The sequence below is a fragment of the Pedobacter sp. PLR genome (assembly GCF_026239675.1).
Classification (GTDB): domain Bacteria; phylum Bacteroidota; class Bacteroidia; order Sphingobacteriales; family Sphingobacteriaceae; genus Pedobacter.
Genome location: NZ_JAPIVQ010000001.1, coordinates 569,926 through 590,121, shown reverse-complemented (window position 1 = coordinate 590,121; position 20,196 = coordinate 569,926). Strand labels below are relative to the sequence as shown.

General features: G+C 41.3%; 12 protein-coding genes. 7 read left to right on the top strand and 5 right to left on the bottom strand.

Features of this window, described 5'->3' with window-relative positions; all coding sequences use genetic code 11:
- Positions 1-2: 2 nt before the first annotated feature.
- The 4 genes from OQX61_RS02440 to OQX61_RS02425 all read right to left on the bottom strand — a co-directional run bounded on the left by OQX61_RS02440 (position 3) and on the right by OQX61_RS02425 (position 9,080).
- Entirely contained in the window at positions 3-3,995 is a 3,993-nt protein-coding gene (locus OQX61_RS02440) for an FtsW/RodA/SpoVE family cell cycle protein (RefSeq protein ID WP_265840060.1), read from the bottom strand.
- 33 nt (positions 3,996-4,028) lie between these two features.
- Positions 4,029-5,387 (bottom strand): protein phosphatase 2C domain-containing protein, encoded by a 1,359-nt coding sequence (locus OQX61_RS02435; protein WP_265840059.1) that lies wholly within the window; start codon positions 5,385-5,387, stop codon positions 4,029-4,031.
- 94 nt (positions 5,388-5,481) lie between these two features.
- Positions 5,482-6,432: a hypothetical protein gene (locus OQX61_RS02430; RefSeq protein ID WP_265840058.1), complete on the bottom strand. Its 951-nt coding sequence runs from the start codon at positions 6,430-6,432 to the stop codon at positions 5,482-5,484.
- A gap of 104 nt (positions 6,433-6,536) precedes the next feature.
- Positions 6,537-9,080 carry an SEL1-like repeat protein gene (locus tag OQX61_RS02425; RefSeq protein ID WP_265840056.1) on the bottom strand — a complete coding sequence of 848 codons (2,544 nt, stop codon included), beginning with the start codon at positions 9,078-9,080 and terminating at the stop codon, positions 6,537-6,539.
- A gap of 140 nt (positions 9,081-9,220) precedes the next feature.
- Between OQX61_RS02425 and OQX61_RS02420 the strand changes: the two genes are divergently transcribed.
- Complete coding sequence (locus OQX61_RS02420; RefSeq protein WP_265840055.1) at positions 9,221-10,093, top strand: ABC transporter ATP-binding protein; 873 nt, start codon at positions 9,221-9,223, stop codon at positions 10,091-10,093.
- A 4-nt stretch (positions 10,094-10,097) separates the two neighbouring features.
- The gene (locus OQX61_RS02415; RefSeq protein WP_265840054.1) at positions 10,098-11,678 is read left to right on the top strand and encodes a hypothetical protein; all 1,581 of its coding nucleotides are present in this window, start codon (positions 10,098-10,100) and stop codon (positions 11,676-11,678) included.
- A gap of 136 nt (positions 11,679-11,814) precedes the next feature.
- On the opposite strand, the gene OQX61_RS02410 is transcribed toward OQX61_RS02415, so the two are convergent.
- On the bottom strand, positions 11,815-12,408 hold the full coding sequence (locus OQX61_RS02410) for a dihydrofolate reductase family protein (protein WP_265840052.1): 594 nt from the start codon (positions 12,406-12,408) through the stop codon (positions 11,815-11,817).
- 621 nt (positions 12,409-13,029) lie between these two features.
- Between OQX61_RS02410 and OQX61_RS02405 the strand changes: the two genes are divergently transcribed.
- From OQX61_RS02405 to OQX61_RS02385, 5 genes are all read left to right on the top strand, one after another.
- Positions 13,030-14,073, top strand: coding sequence for a methyltransferase (locus OQX61_RS02405; protein ID WP_265840051.1), 1,044 nt, complete (start codon positions 13,030-13,032; stop codon positions 14,071-14,073).
- 16 nt (positions 14,074-14,089) lie between these two features.
- Positions 14,090-14,938, top strand: coding sequence for a methyltransferase domain-containing protein (locus OQX61_RS02400; RefSeq protein WP_265840050.1), 849 nt, complete (start codon positions 14,090-14,092; stop codon positions 14,936-14,938).
- 236 nt (positions 14,939-15,174) lie between these two features.
- Positions 15,175-15,903 carry a GntR family transcriptional regulator gene (locus OQX61_RS02395; RefSeq protein ID WP_265840049.1) on the top strand — a complete coding sequence of 243 codons (729 nt, stop codon included), beginning with the start codon at positions 15,175-15,177 and terminating at the stop codon, positions 15,901-15,903.
- Between the two features lie 27 nt (positions 15,904-15,930).
- Positions 15,931-16,854, top strand: a complete 924-nt coding sequence (locus OQX61_RS02390; protein ID WP_265840047.1) for a dihydrodipicolinate synthase family protein — start codon at positions 15,931-15,933, stop codon at positions 16,852-16,854.
- Between the two features lie 168 nt (positions 16,855-17,022).
- Entirely contained in the window at positions 17,023-20,184 is a 3,162-nt protein-coding gene (locus OQX61_RS02385) for a TonB-dependent receptor (RefSeq protein WP_265840045.1), read from the top strand.
- Positions 20,185-20,196: the final 12 nt, after the last annotated feature.

Here is a 20,196-nt window from a genome sequence, read left to right as displayed (position 1 = left end):
TTTTAAATTTCCGTTGTTTTTTTCTGTTCTTTAGTAAGGTACCCTAGTTTTAACAGGGCGGGTATAACATGCTGACCGGCAAGTCTTACCGCCTTACTGGAGCCCCGGGTAGATTCAATTCTGATACACACCACAATATTTCCTTTTCCGTTTGCCTTAGGCGCATAAAAGGTATACCAGCCGTCGTTTATCTTTCCACCCTTCCAGACCCTTTCCGGGGTACCTGTTTTACCGGCTACCTTTAAGCCAAGCAAATTGGTTTTATTCTGACTTTGCTTCAGCATATAGCCGCCTATTGTATTCGCATATTCAGGGTTATTGACAATCTTAATGGCAGGATTAACGGAAGTTGCGGAGTCACTTATTTTTAACACATAGCGGTTGGCGACCAGCTTGCCATGATTGGCTACCCCAGAAATCAACCGGGCCATAGCAGCCGGGGTTGCAATGAGCTCACCTTGTCCCCATGCCATTCCTGAAATACCTTTTGCCCTGGTCCTGCGAATGCGTGCAGGATCATATTTTGGTTTGGTATTGAATTCTGTTTTTTCCCAAAAGGCTCTCCATTTGGTTTCTTGTTTAGTGTTCGCACTGTCTCTGCCATAATAATAGCCGCCAACACCGTGTAAAAACATACCTGTTTTTAAATATAAGGTTGCCATTTCATCCTGCAAATGCTCTTCATTGGCAATTTTAATGAAGTAAACGTTGTTCGACTTTACAACTGCAGATTCCATGTCGATACGGCCGGTTTCATCAGGCTCGATGCCTTTGGTTCGGATACGCTCTGCTGATGTTACGGTAAATGTTTTTTTAGCCGCCTCAGGTCCCAGTTTGTTGAAAGCCGCCATAGCGGTTAACACTTTGGCTGTCGACCCCGGAGGTGTTGCTGTCGTGAAGCCCAAATCTGATGTCGTATACCATCCGGCTAGTTTATTCTGTTCTGTGGTGCTCGTATTCAGCAAATCCCAGTTTTTAACAGGAGGGAGGGGGTAAACTGCAGAGGTTAGCACGTCGCCTGTAGCATCTTCCATAATGACTACTGATACGCGACTGTTTCTGATCGCAGTATCCTGAGCCATGGTATTTTGAATGGTAGTTTGTAAACCTGCATCTATAGTCAGCTTCACATTCCGGTTACGTTTTTTAAATGCTAAAACGTCTTCGCTGTTAATACCGGATAGTAAAAGGGGAGCTAATGCGGCATAATCTCTTTTGCTCACCGTCATTTCCTTTACACCCCTTGGCAGGAACCTGTTTTCACGGTATTTATTGGCATGGGTATTAAAGGAAACCGTTGGCGTTTGAAAGCCCCTCAGTTCTGCGGCATGTTCATACTCGGCAAAATAGCCATTGGTACTGCCATTAAAAACATTAGTATTGTTATCGCCAACCCAGAAAAACAACTGTTCCTCAAAAGGGTAATACCTATCCATACGCTTGTGTTCCGCCGAATCCAGGTTGTAGCTGATACCTGCATTGCTGAGCTCCTGCTGCTGTTTTTTGATGTGTTCCGGATTACTTGTTGCCAGAATACGGCCATTCCTGTCGTACAGGTCGCCTGCCGCCAGCTTGTTCATTAAAATGGCAATTCTCGGGTTGTAACTGAACATACGTGAGCCACTTCTATCCGCCACTAAGGCAGGTTGAACCACCCATTTTTGATTGTGTATGATATAGCTGCCCACGGTAACTGTAAGCGATATGACGGCTACGCTTGCTGCAAGTAAAGCCGGAACCAGGTTCTTATCCTGCTGTTTGCTGATATAGGTCATTTGCACATTTGTACCTTTTACCAGGGAGACCGCAAGTAAAAATCCTGCTGCAAGCATATTGGCCACCAACGAGGAACCGCCATAACTGATAAAAGGCAGTGCTACACCGGATAAAGGTAATGCGCCGGTAGAGCCGCCTGCGATGAGTAAAAACTGGATGAACAAACTGATGCCCACACCGGCACACAGATAAAACAGGAAGGGCATACCGGTTTGCCGGCCAATAAGGATAGCCCGGTGTAAAAATATCAGGAACACAATAAATATCCCTATAATACCCGCCAGGCCAAATTCTTCACCAATGGCCGGTAAGATCATGTCGGTATGCGCTTCAGGAATGGTTTTGGCAAAACCTTGTCCAACACCCTGGCCGCTAATGCCACCACTGGAAATAGCCCAGATACCATTAGCTACCTGATCGCCGCCGTATACTTCGTTGTTCCATGGATCCTGCCAGATCGATTTACGTTCCGTAAGTCTGTTTACCGGACCTGGAATTAGTTTATCTAAATAAGGGACCTGATCGATCAATAAGAACGCAGCCATCACCACCACAATCATGATAGCCGATTCGCTGGTCTTTTTATTGATGACCATAATCAGCGATACCAATGCGGCTGTTACTAAAGTGGCAATCCAGACATTCAGGAGCCATGCGCTAAAAACATAGATAATGATGGCTGTCAGCATCATCATAAAATCACCACGGGAAAAAGAGAAAAGGATGATAAAAGTGAAACAAACCACCATTGCCGGGCCCAGATCACCCAATAATAAGTACATAAATATGGCACCAAGAATGGCAATCAATGCAAAGGAAAAGAAGAACCAACGTTTTTTCCAGCTGCTGTATTCAGTGATGAAACGTTCATTTGAAGCAAAGAAACCGGCAAGGAACAGGATGATGGCATATTTTACAATTTCACTGGGCTGCACACCAAATAAATTCACCTTTACACCACTGCCTTCCGGACCGGTACCAAATACGATGGTAAAGGCCAGTAAGCATAAGGCCATAATGGCCCATTGCCAGCCTTTGGCCTTGCTGAATGCGTTTTTCACCAGGAGCATGCGGTACAAACGGGAGTCGACATTGAACTTGCGCATGTTGAGCGAAAGCATAATTCCAATGCTCAAAATCCCTAAGCCATAGAAGATCAGGCTGTCTCTGGCCAGGAAGCGATCGCGTAGCGGATCTTGTAAACTTAATAAGGTCAGGAAAGATAGCCCCGTCATCAGCATGATAATGGGCAGTATCAATTGATCAGTCTGCGAATACCTGGCCTGTTGCAGGAAATGAAGCAAGAAGAAACCTGTAAAAAAACAAGCTACAATAATCCAGTACCATTGGTTATAGTTTTCCGGCGTACGTACAATCAGTGATTTTTCCTTTTTAAGGATTTTGAAATCACGCGTTGAAAAAAGCCTGATGCTATGTGGCGATTCTCTGAAATTAAGGGTAACGTCCTGGTCAAGTTCCTGCAGCCCCTGTGATTTTCCGAACTGGGCGCCTGGCTTTAGGGGTAGAACTCCATAGGCCTTATTGTCTGGTAGATGTTGGAAATGATATTCGCCCTTTGCATCCGTTCTTAAATAGGCAATGAAATCGTTGACGACCTCATCTTCGGTATAAGCTGTATCCTGAGGCAGGATCATTTGCAACCGTACTAAAACACCTGCAACTGGCCTGTCTGCCGTGTCCGTGATTTTTCCACTTAGCCCATAGCTGCCTTTCGCAAAGTCTTTTAGGGAAGGTAACTTTTGAGGATGTTTACGTTCCTGGTTGTATTTTAAAGAATCTGTTCCGGTAAAGCCCAATAATAAGCGCGAAGCTATAACCCGCTCCTTAAAGTTCTTCCCGCCATTTGAAAAAGCAATATCCGCAGGAACAAAGAACTTGCGTTTGTTCAGCTCACCAATATTATCTATGGCTTCTTTATGTAGTAAAAATTGATCTGTAACTACTTCTTCAATCAGGTTGATGTCCTGCTTGTCCTCAAAATAATAGCCTTTAGTCAGAAGTTTTTTTATTCGTTTACCAGGCTCAGCATCGTTTAAATTAACCATCGTACCGGCAGTCAAACGCGGATGTACATCGGTAAATGTTTGCTGTTGGGTAAAATAAAGCGTCACAAATAAAGCGCCCAATACGATTGTACTGAGCAGTAAAAAGATACGCTCAACCTTTCTGTTTTGGGTAATTGCTGTTTGTTTGGCCATATGATGATTAGATTTTCGTTTGGTATATGTTGGTTATTTCTTCTTTACAGCCGGGGCGTCAGTCCTGATGAATTGTACATTTTTCAGTAAGACCCCTTTTTTCTGTAAAGCGCTTACATCATCAAAATTTTCAAAAGTAAAGTTCTCGAGTAATGTGCTTTTATTGGCAGGAGAGATCAAAAATGCCTGTCCTTTGTATCCAGTGTCACTTTTGATGACCAGGTTACTTTCAGCCTTCAGGTACAAACTATCTCTGTTAATCTGAATGGGTTCCGTAATCAGTATTGGTGATTTAAAAATAGCAGTGTCCAATATCAATATATTTCCTGTCAGCTTGTTTAGCGTGTCCTGTAGTTTAAAGGCCTGGGAGGTCTCAACGGTTGTGGAGTCCGTAACGGGAAGTGGCTCCTGGTCTGTGTTATGCTCTTTCCATAACAGGTAAGCGATGGCAGCAAGCACAATGAAGAGGATGAAAAACAGTATCGGATTTAATTTATTGTTTTTCCTGATATACTGCTTCTGAGTTGAAACTACGTTGTTTTCGGGATCTGCTTTTATTAAAACAGGGGAGTATGCTTCGGGATCAACCAGCTTCTTTTTCTTAGGTTGGGAAATTGGTTTTGTAGCCTCATATACAAATGTGGCTTTATCATTTTTAACCAATACTACCGTGATATTATCGCGACCGCCATTGGCATTGGCGATGTCGATTAACGCTTTGCCCTTTTGTGCGAGGGTAAGGTCTTTTAACAATATATTGGTAATGCCTTCTCTGTTCACCATGTCCGACAAGCCATCACTACAAAGTAGAATCAGATCGCCTGGAAGGAAAGGAGACTGACCGGTTTCGATGTAATCTTCCTGTCCGCCTATATTTTGGGTAAAGCCTAAAGCTTTGTTGATTTCGTTACGTTTAGGATGCTGCATGGCCTGTTCCTCGGTTAAACGCCCTGAATCCTCCATAAAACCAACGAAAGACTGGTCCTTCGATATCTTTATTAAGGAGTGGTCGCGTAACAAGTACAGTCGGGTATCACCCACATGCGCATAGTAGAACTGGTTGTTTTTCAGGTCTGCCATGGCAATGCTGAGCACGCAGGCCATGTCTTCATGTTCTTTTTGCTGCTGTTTGGCCGCCAGGATCTGATCGTTTGCTTCGGCAATCGCATTTTTCATTAATTGCGCGAGGTCACCGGAAGGCCTGGCCATCAGTTTTAATATGGTTTCTCTGGCAATAGCAGCAGCGACTTCGCCACCGGTATAACCACCAACACCATCTATTACGCAGGCAAGTACAAAGTCTTCTGCTATTTTTTCGGCAATAAAGGTATCTTCATTATTGCTGCGTACTTTTCCAGTATCTGTTATTCCAAAATAGTTGCTATCCATCATTCTTGTTGGTCGACTTTTTAATGGACACAAAATGTGCGATGAGTAAAATAAAACAGATGAGCAATAACGCTATGGATAGGATTTGCGACATACATTAGGCTTTAAATATATTGATGCCAATAATTCCGTTCAGGATGATTCTTGAATTCAGGGGTAATTCTACCCATTTCGGATTATCCGGATTACTCCGCTCGACCAGGTTTTCGTTTAGGATGGTTTTCTCCCCAAAGGAGGAAAGAAAGAACTTATCTTCCGTCTTAGAATACCTGATTTGCAAGTGTGGGGAGTTTACCCATTCAGATGGAATCTTGAAAACATTCGCGTCTTCTCTGGTTTCCTCGTTTCCTGAAATGATGATCTCATTAGACTTCATCAGGTATTCTAGTTTTTGTCCGGAATAAGCCTTATCAGGTAGGGTAGTTTCATACCTTGCCAATACTACATTTTCTGCTGCCACTTCCTGTTTCGGGGCGAATTTTAAATTGGCCAGGTATGGGATTTCATAATAGCCCTCGCTGTAAAATATGAAATCCTTGAGGATGTCATTACTGATGTCGAATGTTTGGGCCATTCCCGTTTGTCTGGGAATAAAAGTAACCCTCAGGTTTTCCTGTTTCTGTCCGCCATCAGGCATTAATTTACCAATAAATCCTTTGTCGCCGGGTTTGTAGTCCGGGTGTGAAACAAAGCGAAATACCCATTTATTGCTGGATGGTTCCACTCTTTTACCGGTAGCGGCATAGTCGTTCAATAGTTCATAAAACTTCTTTACAGATTCTTGCGCAATTAATCCGAAGAGGCCGTTCCTGTTGTCCATAAATGCGCGGTAATCATCGGTGTTTAAGCAAATGATATATTCATGGTAAAAAACCACGCGTTCTGCAAAGGAGAGTTCCGCAATCGATTCTTTGAATTTCTCAATGATGTAGGTATAAACGGTATCGGGCGTAAGCGGCTGAGCTTTGGCTACAGGATCGGTGTTATTGTTACTTAAAAACCAATCTTGTATGCCTATTCGCTGCCAAAAAGAAGGTTTTTCTTCCATTTATGAACGTTTAATATGCTTGTGAATTTTATTATAACGGTAAAGCTAGGTATTTCAGTGTATAAAGCCACGATTCTCTTTCAGGGACTTTAGTGTCAAACCACCTAAAAATCAAACCAGCCCTTCTTTTTTACCAAGAGGTCTTCCGGAATCTCTATTTCTGCTGCTCTCGCTTCTTTAATATGTTCTGCCACTTTGTTTTCGTCCTTAAACCCGGGTTCATTTCTGTAAATTCTAGCGAGCTCTATGTGTGCATGAGGATATCCAAGGTCTAGCGAAATCCTAAAGTACTTTACTGCTAATTCAATGTTTTTTTCGGTTCCTAGTCCGTGGCCATGTAAAACAGCAAGATTGTAGGTTGCAATTTCATGTCCTTCGTTTGCGCCTGACTGATAGTATTCCAGTGCCTTTTCGTACTCCTCTTTTGAATCGTACAGATAGCCTAACCAATTGTATTTGGGTTCACCCTGGTCTGCAGCTGCCAGATAGTGCTCCAGCGCCTTATCCAAATTAAAGTGGGGAAGCTCTTCGTCTGAATAAATATCCCCAAGGTTGTTGTTAGCCAGTGCCAGTTGCGCTTCAGCAGCTTTATTTAACCAGTAAATTGCCTTTTCGATATCTGCCCGGCAGCCAGTGCCGGATTTGTAACACATGCCCAGTCCATTCATCGTATTCTGATTATCTGCTAAAGCTCCCTTGTGATACCAAAAGAAGGCTTTATCATCATCTTCAAATCCTTTAATGATATAATAAATATGTGCAAGATTATTCATGGAAGGAGTATGGCCTTTTTCTGATGAGATGGTATAGAAATATATGGCTTTGGCATAGTCTTCATTCAGAAAAGCTTGTTCGGCAAGTTCAAATAAGGTATCTACAGGGCTCAGTTCATCATGGAGCTGTTGTTCATTCATTTTCCGCCCTTTTCCATAGGCTAAAAGCCTTTTCCTGCTTTCATATTCAAAATAGTAAACGTAATAATCGCCGGCATGTTCCAGTGCAACTGCTTTATCGGTTGCGCTGATATTCGTCGCGCTAACTGTATATACTTTGTCTTCTCTGAAAGCATAGGCAAAGCCATCTTCAGCAGGTTTTCGGGCAATCAGGTCAAACTCATAGTCGCTAAAGTCATGGTTTGCCAGGTTTGCAATGCTCCACTTTTTATTTTTCTGCAGAGCGAAAACTGTTTCGTCCAGCCAGATGATCTCCTGATAATTATCGGCTGGGATGAGCCAGGATAACTGTTCCGGATTCCCATTGTAAATCCCTTTTTGATCGCCCTGCCGGATCAATGCCATGTCAGCACGATTCCCATCTATGGTAATCCCGATATCCAAAATTGCATCGGATTGGCAGGGTAGGACATAGTTTTCAGTTTTCCTGCTGATGATACCGTGTTTTTTGTCTTTTTTTATTACCAGCAGATCGGGGAAATTTGTTTCGCGACTTATTTTTTCAAATCCGCTATCCAGTAACGTTCCATCTTTTTTGTATATGGAGCTGAATTTGAATCCTTTATGAGGTTTTATGAGTAGGAGTCCACCCTCCAGGTTTTCTATAGTCTGAATTGGAAATTCGCCCAGGTATTTGGAAAACTCATTGAAGATCTTTTGATCTTTCTTGTCAGTTACCTCAATGTGGAAAAAACCATAGCCAGCCTGGATTTCATTTTCATGTTCAAAAGCAATACCGACTTTTCCGGAAGTATTGATGGTACCCCAAAGTCCATCTATTTTTGCATTATAAAAGTCTCCCTCTTCAATAACTTTAAGGTCATCATAGATGAGTCCGGTGATTTGGGTGCCGCTCGTATTGATCAGTCCTGTTTTTTCTTGTAACACAACCACAGCGACCCCTGATTCTTCGAAGTCAAAAGCATCGTCCCAGGTCAATGGAATCGCAATTTTGCCAGTAGTATCCACATAACCATATTTGCCGTTTTTTGAGACTACCGCCAGGTCTTGCGGACCAAACATAAAGAATTCATCAAAATAAGGATTTAGTAATACCCTGCCTTCTTTATCCTTAAGCCCCCAGAGCTGATTTTCTTCGAATATTTCAAACTCAGATTCTTGTTCATAAGGCTGCCAGATACAGGTCCAGCCATAATCATAATCTTCATAATTCAGCAATTTTGGAAAGGTGGTAAAAGCAGCACTGACATCTTTAAGCTCCTTATAATTCAGAAGGCTGGAGTCGCCTGATTCCATAGCCGCTGTAATTACCTGATTGTTATGTGCTATGGTTGCCAGCCAATCCTTTGCCTGCTCAGCATGAGGCTTGTCCTCCATGTTTAATACATCCCACATATCGAGGTGGAAATAATCTCCGTCAAGCTGGTCTAAGTAATTGAACAATTTGTCCCTGGCCTCTTTAAATTTTTTTATATTTTCGATCAGGTCTGGCTGGTCCTCCAAAAAATTATAAAACCGCTTCAGGTTTTCAAGGCCGGCTTTGGCATTATAATATAAACCGGAATCGTTAAATTCTACGAAATTGTTGTAGTTATTACCGGAAATGAAACCGCCTTCAATTAATAAGGGCTGAAGCATTAGCGGCATTTCATATCCCCATTCCATCATCATGGTGTCGGTATCTTCTGCAACTGATGGGGTATTGATATTGTATAAATAGGTGCGGTGTGACAATTCAGCTTAAATTAAAAGGTTTTACAAAAAGTTCAAAGCTTAGAGCTAATTTTGTGCCATTTATTAAGGTAAACCTATTTCTTTCTCTTGCTGTAACTTAAGGTGTCAAAACGATGTCAAACCGGTATACAACTTGAAACATGACGCTCACCATAACCAACCTTAGCAAACAATACAACGCACAAAAGACTGCAGTTTCCAACTTTTCACTGACCATGAACAAAGGAGTACTGGGCTTACTGGGTCCAAATGGTGCTGGTAAATCTACACTGATGAAGATTATTGCCACCATTAGCAAACCTTCTGCCGGAAGCCTCCATTTAGGGGGGACAGACATTGTGCAAAACCCCAATTCGATCCGTAAAGTACTGGGCTACCTGCCACAGGATTTTGGCGTGTACCCCAACCTTAACGCTTACGAATTTTTGGAATATATAGCCGCCATGAAAGGCCTGGGGGGCAAAGGGCTTCGGCAGCGGATTGACCTGCTTTTAGAAGGCGTTAACCTGACCGCTGATGCCAAAAGGCCAATTGGCACTTACTCCGGAGGGATGAAACAACGTATTGGCATCGCGCAGGCGTTGCTTAATGATCCCAAAGTATTGATTTTTGATGAACCTACTGTGGGACTGGATCCTGAAGAAAGAATGCGGTTTCGTCAGTTGATCGCAGACCTGGCGCAGGATAGCATCATCATCCTTTCCTCGCACATTGTATCCGATATTGAGACCATTGCTGATGAGGTAGCCATTATGCAGGAAGGCAAACTGATCACACATGCCCCACAATACGATATCATCAAACAGGCTGAGGGCCGCATTTTTGAAGTGCTATTGGACAATGCTGACCTTAACGCCTTTAAACACCAGTTTAAAGTAATTGATACTGCACGCCAGGCTGATAAGATAAAGGTTCGCTATATCAGTACAGCCCATGCGGCAGCTCCATTGTCGATCCAGGTTACCGCGACCTTAGAGGATGCCTACTTGTTTTTAACCCATAATAATAGCTAAGCGTATGCCTTATATTTACCCGATCATCAAAGCTGATTACCTGCAACGTACCCGAAGCTATTCCTTTTTGATTACGCTGGCCGTTACTATTTTTATGGCCTACTCATTTATACCTGCCCAAAATGCCAGCTATACCACCTTAAGTGCTGCAGGGTATAAAGGGGTCTATAATTCTGCCTGGGTGGGTTATGTATCCGGCATTATGACCACCATCATGTTGTCTTATTTTGGTTTTATGCTGATCAACAGTGGTATCAAAAAAGACATTGAAACCGAAGTCGGCCTCATCATCGCCACTACGCCAATCAGCAACTTTAAATACCTGTTGAGTAAACAGCTGAGCAATTATCTGGTACTACTTACCATTGCTGGTATTACCTTTAGCGTAAGCATAGGAGTGTTTTTTATCCGTGGAACCGGCTATCCCTTTGTTTTAAGCAATTTTATATTGCCTTATCTATTTTTTGCCGTACCCGCATTGTTTGTCGTGGCAAGCCTGGCTGTAGTGGGGGAGGTGTTTTTAGGGAAGCGCAGTATCCTGCAATTCATAGCCTATTTTGCACTCTGCGGTATCTGCATGTCGCTCATCAATAGCAAAAGCGGAGCCCAAACCACCGGGGCTTTTGATCCATTCGGTTTAAGTTTGATTACGAGTAGTATAACTGATCATATCAATAGCCATTATGGTGAAGACATCAAAAAAGTATCCTTTGGCTTTCTTTTTAATGGTCAGAGAGCCTACAAACCCTTTACCTGGGAAGGCCTTGATTGGTCTGCCGTATTTATTGGGAGCCGCTTAATGTGGATGGGCCTGGGTTTAGTGTTGGTTTATAGCTCTTCTCTGTTTTTTCACCGCTTTGATTTCAGGCAAGCGGTAAGCACTAAAAAGAAGAAAAAAGAAATGGTGAGTATCGCAGAAGTCAAACCTATGGCTAAGTCTATCGGGCTGAGCAGGGCAGGCTTGCCAGCCCTCAATTTCGATTATGGGATTTTCCCCCTTGTGAAGACAGAATTCTTGTTGCTGATCAGGCAGGGCAACAAATGGTTGTGGCTGTTGAATGCTGGCTTATGGCTGGCCATGTGTTTTGTGCCATTAAGCATAGCCTACAGCTATTTATTGCCCATATTGCTGTTTTTTCAGGTAACCCGCTGGTCGGAACTGGCAACCAAAGAGCAGAGCAACCGCGTCCATTACTTTGCCTATGCTGCTTACAAGCCTTTGCAGCGGATGCTACCTGCTCAGATTTTGGCCGGTGTCATTTTGGCCCTCGGACTGTGTTTGCCAGTGATCATCCGCTGTGCTATAGCCGCTGATACCTATGCTGTTGTCAATATCATGAATGGGGCAATACTCATTGTTTTGTTAGCAGTAGCCCTGGGGATGCTAACCGGCGGCAAAAAGCTGTTTGAGGTGTTTTTCTTTTTGCTTACCTATTGCGTAGTAAACAAGTTACCGGTAACGGACTACCTGGGTAGCTTACCTCACCAGAACATGACCCTGTTTATGCTCCTGATATTGGGTGTAAATGTGGCTTTGGCCATAGTAAGTTTGATGGCAAGAAGCTACCAGACCAGACATTTGTAAGCGCTATTCTTTTATCGTAACGATTGAATGGATTGATCCCCTGATCAATAATTATAGCAATGTTGCATTTACATAAAATTCGCTAAAACCTATAATTAGCGATTCGTGCTTTTTGTCGTTAAATTATTGCGTTTCCTTAAGCACCAACAGTGCCTGTCCTGACTTTACCAGATCGCTTGTAATTGGCCATAACCACACCAGTTGGTGTAACAAAGTTCTCTATTAATTCAAATGTTGCCGGAATCGCATCATTGTCAAACAGCTTTTTACCTTTACCAAGAAGCAAGGGGTGAATATTGAGCCAGAGTTCATCCACTAAATCATGCTTCAGGAGTAGCTGAACAAGCCTGGAGCTGCCCCAAACTTTGAGGTCAGAACCCGTTGAATTTTTGAGGTTCTTGATATCTGCCAGGCTTGTAAGGAAGACTGTGTTTTCCCAATCTGACTTTTTTATAGTTTTGGAGAGGACGTATTTTGTGACCTCATTGATACCTGGCCAAATGTTCGCATGTTCAGGCCAGTAAGAGGCGAAAATCTCAAATGTTTTTCTACCCAGAAGAAGATCAGCAGGTTTCATCTGTTTTTCCATAATTTTACCTGAAACTTCGTCAGCAAAAGGCGCAGTCCAACCGCCATATTTGAAACCTCCTGATGTATCTTCCTCAGGTCCACCGGGAGCTTGCATCACTCCGTCCAGTGTAATAAATGATAAAACAATTAATTTTCTCATGTTAATTACCCCTCCTTTTGAAATTTTTGTTTAAAAAGCTACCCTAAACCTGATTGCGTCACTATGTAAATATCGGCAACAATATGGTAACATTTGCGGTGTGTATGCGACAAATTAAAGGGTTGAATACGACAGAATTAAGAGGGAATTGATTCAAGCTAAATAGCGTATGGGAGGGTAGGGGATAGCTTTAAAAAGAAAAGGGAAATAATCCTAAGACTATTTCCCTTTATCTAAATTAACGCTCTCATATATATAGACGCTCAATGTGGTTGTATATTGTATAGCAGGGAAAATAAAATTGAAAATCATTGTCTATCCCAGATTCAGGGGAGCAGTTGTTTTTAGGGTGCATATAAAATCAAAATAAATCCTTAACTTTAAGATGGCGATATCTCCCTGCATCATTTGCCGAAGCATTTATAAACCTGAAGCTCAAGAGCCATTTCTTCTGTTCAGGTATTAGCCGTTACCCTAATCATCTCCCTGGTTATTTCTGTTTTTTTTATGAAGTCATCCTTAGTTTTTTAAGATGCTCAGGAATTTGATATCAGCAAAAATATCATTTAATAGGATCGGCGAATGCCACCAGCGCAGGTATCAGCCACAAATCAAAGCAAAATGGAAAAAGGGAACAATCAACCATCTGCTGCCAACATTATGCAGATTGGTACCGGATTCTGGGCTTCAAAAATTCTTTTGGCTGCAGTGAACTTTCAATTGTTCAGTCTCCTCGCAGAAAAGAAGACCATGTCAGCACAACAAATTAAAACCGCATTACAGCTAAAGTGTACAGACCGAAGTGTCTATGACTTTTTAGATGCATTGGCTGCCTTTAAATTTCTGGATCGTGAGGGGCTTTTAGAAACAGCCCGTTACTCAAACAGTAAGGATTCAGAGCTATTCCTTGATAAAAATAAGCCCTCCTATATTGGGGGCATTCTTGAAATGTTAAACAACCGTTTGTATCGCTTTTGGGGGAATCTGGAAGAGGGCTTGCTTACCGGTTTACCTCAGAATGAAGTGAAAGATGGGTTAGAAAACCCTTTTGTGGCACTTTATAGAGATCCGGTAAAACTAACGGAGTTCATTAATGCAATGGGCGGTATTCAGATGGGCAATTTTATGGCATTTGCCCGGCAATTTGATTTTTCAAAGTACAAAACATTGACAGACGCAGGAGGGGCAAGTGGCTTACTTTCGGTGATGGTTGCAAAGTATCAGGATCACATGACCTGTACAAGTTTTGATCTGCCAGCAGTGGAGTCAATGGCTAATGATAACATTCAACGTTTTCAACTGGCAGACAGGGTAAAAACAAAAAGTGGAGATTTCTTTTCAGAACCCATTCCTAAAGGAGACGTTGTAGTCATGGGGAACATACTTCACGACTGGAATGAAGAGAAAAAACTGATCCTTATGAAAAAAGCATATGATGCGATTCCTGTTGGTGGTGCATTTGTCGCGATTGAAAATGTAATTGATGACGAAAGAACGCAAAATCCTTTCGGACTGATGATGAGTTTAAACATGTTAATTGAAACCGGGGAGGGGTTTGATTACACCTTCGCCGACTTTAACAGGTGGGCAAAGGTTGTTGGTTTTGGCTCAACATCAGTTGTTCCGCTGGCTGGATCAAGCAGCGCGGTAATCGCTTATAAGTAAATTAATCTTTTATGTTATGGAACAAGAACTTGAAATTATACGTGACCAGCAAAAAGAATTATGGAATAAATTTTCCCCTGGCTGGAAGAAATGGGATGAGCTGATGATGGACTTTTTAAAACCTATGGGTGATGAAATTGTCCGGGTGCTTAACCTCAAAAGTAATGATATCGTGCTTGATATTGCATCAGGTACAGGGGAGCCTGGATTAACAATAGCCTCCAGGTTGGGTACCGGAAAAGTTATCCTGACCGATCTCGCAGAAGATATGCTGGAAATCGCTGCTGAAAATGCAGCCAAAAGAAATATTACAAACATTGAAACACAGGCTTGTGATGTGAGCAATCTTCCATTTGCGGACAATTCTTTTGATGCCATCAGTTGCCGCTTTGGTTTCATGTTTTTTCCGGACATGCAGGTGGCAGCTAAGGAAATGGCAAGGGTATTAAAGCCAGGAGGAAGAGTTGCGGCAGCAGTATGGAATATTCCTGAAAAGAATTTCTGGATTTCTGCAACCATGGGGGTGATCAATAAAAATATGGAGATACCCGCGTTGCCACCCGGGGCCCCGGGAATGTTTCGCTGCGCTAAAACGGGTGTGATGTCTGATCTGTTTATGGAAGCTGGGTTAACTGATATTTCAGAAGTAGAAATTGCAGGGAAAATGAATTGCAGGACAGCAGATGTTTATTGGAACATTATGAATGATGTGGCGGCCCCTGTTGTCGCTGCACTAAGTAAAGCCGATGAGACTACGAGAGCTAAAATAAAAGCAGAAGTATATGATTCACTGAAGGAAAAATATCCTGATGGAAATGTGGTGATTGACTCCAGTGCTATTGTAATTTATGCGGATAAAGAGTAAAGGAGTTAAGCATTCACAAAAACAAAAAAGCCTTGAATCGTAAGATTTCAGGCTTTTTTTTGTTTCTGCTGACCATTTCAGCTGAGGATAAATGGAGTCCATTCGTACCCAATAGCCTAAAGAGAGCTGCTCAGTTATGATATTTTTTTTGGAAAAAAATTCAGGCATTTTAAAAAAGATTAGGATAAAAACTTCTAATTATTATATTTGTCCTACAAATAGGAATAACCAAATATATGAAAGACCTAAAAATTAATAATCAGCCAGTTACGCTGGTTGATCAGGTAGAAGCTAAATTACTTGAGTACATTAAAACGGAGGACTTAAATCCTGGATCATCTATGCCTAATGAGCAAACATTAGCAAAAGCTTTAGGAGTGGCTAGAGGAGTTTTAAGAGAAGCACTAAGTAGGTTAAGAATGTTAGGCTTAATTGAAACCCGCACACAAAGAGGAATGGTGCTGAAAGAGCCTTCTATTCTTGGTGGTATGCTTAGAGTTGCAGATCCCTTATTGTTAAGTGAGCTTTCCCTTTTAGATGTTTTGGAATTCAGGGTCGCATTAGAACTCGGAATCTCAAGTGATATTTTTAGAAAAATTACTAAGAAAGATATAGAAGAACTAGAGGTCATTGTTGAAAAAGGAATCATTCTGGAACATAATGAATATGCCCTGGCTAGTGAGTACGCCTTTCACTCCAAATTATATGAAATTACTGGCAACCAAACAATTATTCAGTTTCAAAAAATTATCAATCCAATTATCACATTTGTGAAAGACAAGTTCGAAGAGAACTTTAAACCAATCAATATAGAATTGGAAAAAGAAAATAGGATTGTTACCCACGCTGACTTATTGGAATGCATAAAAACAGGTGATGTAAATGCATATCGAGATAAACTGGATTGTCATTTTCTCATTTATAGTATCTTTTTAAATGAGAAAAGGAAACTGTCAAAAAAATAATCTCAATCAAATTATATACTTAGAAGCATGACACAACAACGATTTTTAAAAGGGTTGATTGCAGCCCCTTTCACACCAATGGACGAAGCCGGAAAGGTGAATCTTTCCGTTATTGAAACCTACGCAGAATTAATTGATAAAAATGAGGTTTCTGGAGTTTTTATCTGTGGTACAACAGGCGAGTCTATGTCACTCACCACAGATGAACGAAAAAGCATCGCCGGAGCTTGGGTAGCGCAGGCTAATAAGCGTTTTAAAGTGATAGTTCATGTAGGTGGCACTAGTCAGCCACAGTCAATTGAACTGGCAGCTCATGCTCAAGAGATAGGCGCAGATGCAATTTCTTTGATGGCCCCGGGTTTCTTTAAACCGGAGAAGGTAAAAGATCTGGTTGATTTTTTTGAACCTATCGCAGCAGCAGCAGCTTCATTACCCTTCTATTACTACAATATGCCATCCATTACAGGAGTTTTTTTGCCTGTAAATGAATTTTTACAACAAGGAAAGGCACGTATTCCTAATCTAAAAGGTGTAAAGTATACCCACAACAACCTTATGGAGATGCAGCAATGTATCAACTTGAATGATGGAGAATTTGAAGTGCTGCATGGCTTTGACGAAATTTTATTAACAGGTCTGGCCATTGGTGCAACAGCAGCAGTAGGCAGTACTTATAATTATATTCCTGCACTGTATAACGAAATCATGGATTTGGTAAAAGAAGGCAATCTTGAAAAAGCCAGAATACTGCAAAATGTTTCGGTCGATGTAATTAGTGTAGTTATCAAACACGGAGGTGGGGTACGTGGAGGTAAAGCAATCATGAATTTGTTAGGACTTAACTGTGGCCCTTGCCGCTCACCAATAGCTGAATTTACTAAAAATGAGTATAAAGAGCTAAAAGTTGATTTAGAAAAAATCGGTTTTTTTAACCTGGTGAATCAACTTTAATTAAATCAATAATAGAGGAGGGCTCATGATGACATAATCTAAATCTGGTTTGGATTTAAATAATCCGCAAACGTTGTTCATGCAATACATAAAGAGAGGTTATAATTTTCGACTCTTATAACCTCCCAAATTTAATCGAATGTTAAATTACAATTAACTTTTACAAAGATGAAAAAAAAAATTAGAACATTATGCGCTATTTTTTATCTATTTCTTGTTTCGCCACCTTTATTTGCACAAAATATAGGCGTTTCAGGTAGTGTTCTTGACGAAACAGGCGAAAGCTTAATAGGCGTTTCGGTTGTGCTGAAGGGGACCAAAAATGCAACGATAACCGATACACAAGGAAAATTCAGAATTCAAGCGCCAGAAGGCGCTATACTGGTATTTTCCTACATCAGCTACCAAACGGAAGAGGTGGTGGTGAAGAACAATGTCCCTTTGAAGATCGTATTAAAGCCTGCTTCCAAAGGTTTGGACGAAGTGGTGGTGATTGGTTATGGAACACAATCAAAAAAAACAGTTACATCGGCTATTAGTAAAGTAAGTGGAGATGTCCTGAAAGACATTCCCATTACTTCTGTTGGAGACGGACTTAAAGGGAAAGTTGCCGGGGCCCATTTTTATACCAGTAACAATAGCCCTGGTTCAGATCCGGTTATCCGTATTCGGGGTGGTTCTTCTATTAACAACAGCAATGAACCATTAGTACTTGTAGATGGTGTAGAAAGAGGATTAGGGGGGATAAATCCGAATGATATTGAATCGGTAGAAGTTTTAAAAGATGCAACATCCTCAGCTATTTACGGTGCCAGGGCATCCAATGGAGTAGTACTTATTACCACTAGAAAAGGAAGTAAAGGAAAGGAGCCGAGAATAACTTTCGAAGCTACCAATGCGATTCAGAATACCGAACGGACGTATGATTATATGAATGCAGCAGATTATATCAATACCGTGCGTCCCGCAGTGGCTGTAAGTAAGGCTGCTGCCACAAATTTTGCTTCAGGCTATTCTGCCAGCTCAGGCAACAATGAGTCTTCTATTTACAGTTCCAGGTATCTGAATCCGGGAGAAACGGTTCCTGCCGGATATAAATCGATGGCAGATCCACTGGATCCTTCCAAAACACTCATTTTTCAAGATAATTCTTACGTAGACCAAATTTATCAACAAGCCTACTGGCAGAATTATTACCTCGGAATAGACGGCAGTTCGGAAAAGATTCAATACAATGCAAGTTTGGGGTATCTGGATGATGGTGGTGTGGCTATATCTACTGGTTTTAAGCGTTTTAGTGCACATGCGAATACCAGTGTTGAGCTCAGTAAAAAGTTGAAGTTCACCTCCGGTATTGATTTTTCTCAGGCATTAATGAAGGAATTCAGAAGTCAGTACCAGGTCATCACCAGGGGACTCGCAACTCCGGCAACACAAAAGATTTATTTTGCCGATGGAACACCAACACCAGGATATAATGTGAGTTCTCCCAATCCCGTGTTTTATGACTATTACAACGATGATAATCAGAAAAGAAATTTGCTGACACTTAATGGAGCTTTAGATTATACCATTACAGAAGGTTTAAAAGCCAATGTACAAGCGTCCTTATTTACAAATACCTATCAGGCTGATTATTTTGAGAAAGCCAATATATTTAACGGTTCAAGAACAGCATCTACTAATCTTTCAGACATACAAAGAAAGCGTTTAGAGGGCTTCCTTTCTTATAATAAAACATTCCAGTCCACTCATAGTTTATCGGCTATGGCTGGCTATTCTTATCAGGACTATTATTATAAGTATGTTGGTGCCGCATCATCTGGTGCCAGTTCCGACAAAATTCCAAGTTTAAATGCCGGGCCCACAAAAACAGAAGCAACAAGTTTTTGGGAAAAAGAAGCGTTAACAGGTTTTTTCGGTCGGTTCATGTACGATTATAGCAAAAAATACTTGTTTATGTTCACTTTCCGTGAAGATGGTTCATCACGCTTTGCCGCAGGTAACCAATGGGGATTTTTTCCAGGTGTATCTGCCGGATGGGTGTTAAGTGAAGAACAATTCCTGAAAAATTCCAAACAAATTTCAGAATTAAAAATAAGAACCAGCTACGGACAAACAGGAAACAATACGATTGGCCTGTATGATGCAGGAGGGAAATTTGCGGTGAACAGTAAGTACGATGGGGGCGCAGCGATTATACCATCGGCTATGCCCAATAGAAACCTCACCTGGGAAACGTCTACACAGCTGGATGTAGGGCTAGATGTTGGTTTATTTAATAACCGCATAAAAATTGCAGCCGACTATTTTAATAAAATCACCAATAATCTTTTATTCAACAAGGTATTGCCAAATACTTCTGGCTTTAGTTCTGTGCTCACCAATGTTGGTAAAGTGAAATTTGAAGGGTTCGAATTCGAAATTAATACTTCTAATATACGTAATGATAATTTTTCATGGGATTCCCGTTTGACCTGGAGTTTTGTGAAAAATAAGGTGCTTAAACTCCCTGTAAATGGAAATGACAAAAACCGCATAGGAGGTACTACCATAAAAATGCCTGATGGCTCTACTTATCAGATCGGAGGAATTGCGGAGGGTGAATCGTTATATGAATACTATGGATTTGTGACTGATGGCATACTTGAAACCCGGGAAGCCGCAGATAATGCACGTTTTGATGAACAAGCGAGAGGTTATCGCTTTTCTGACGGATTAACAATTGCAGGCCGGAAAGAAGTAGGAGATTATGAATGGAAAGATAGAAACGGCGATGGAAGAATAAACGGTCAGGACATATTCAAATTAGGGTCAACCATGCCTACCATTACGGGGGGGCTAAACAATTCGTTTTCTTATAAAAATTTCAGCCTCAATATTTTTGTTGACTGGGCATTGGGACATTCCATTAATGACAACGTGATGTCGCGATATTTTACTGGAATATTTGCTAATAATTTTCAATTGGTTAATGAGGTAAAACAAGCCTGGAAGCAACCAGGAGACCAGACTATATATGCGCGATATACTGCTAATGATTCTGATGAAGGAAATAAAAATTTCCGGACAGCTTCCAATATTTTTAATTATAAAGCAGACTATCTGGCCATACGCGAATTGAGTCTTCAATATAAGTTTCCTGAAAGTTTTGTGAAAAAGATTGGTGTTCAGGCTCTTAGTCTTTTAGTAGGAGGTAGCAATTTACATTACTTTACTGCTGTGAAAGGAATTTCTCCTGAACTGGGGAGTGCAAGTCCATATGCTACTAATTTTAATACCTACCCACCAATCAGAAGAATTTCTTTTGGAGGAAAAGTGACTTTTTAAATAGTTGGTAAT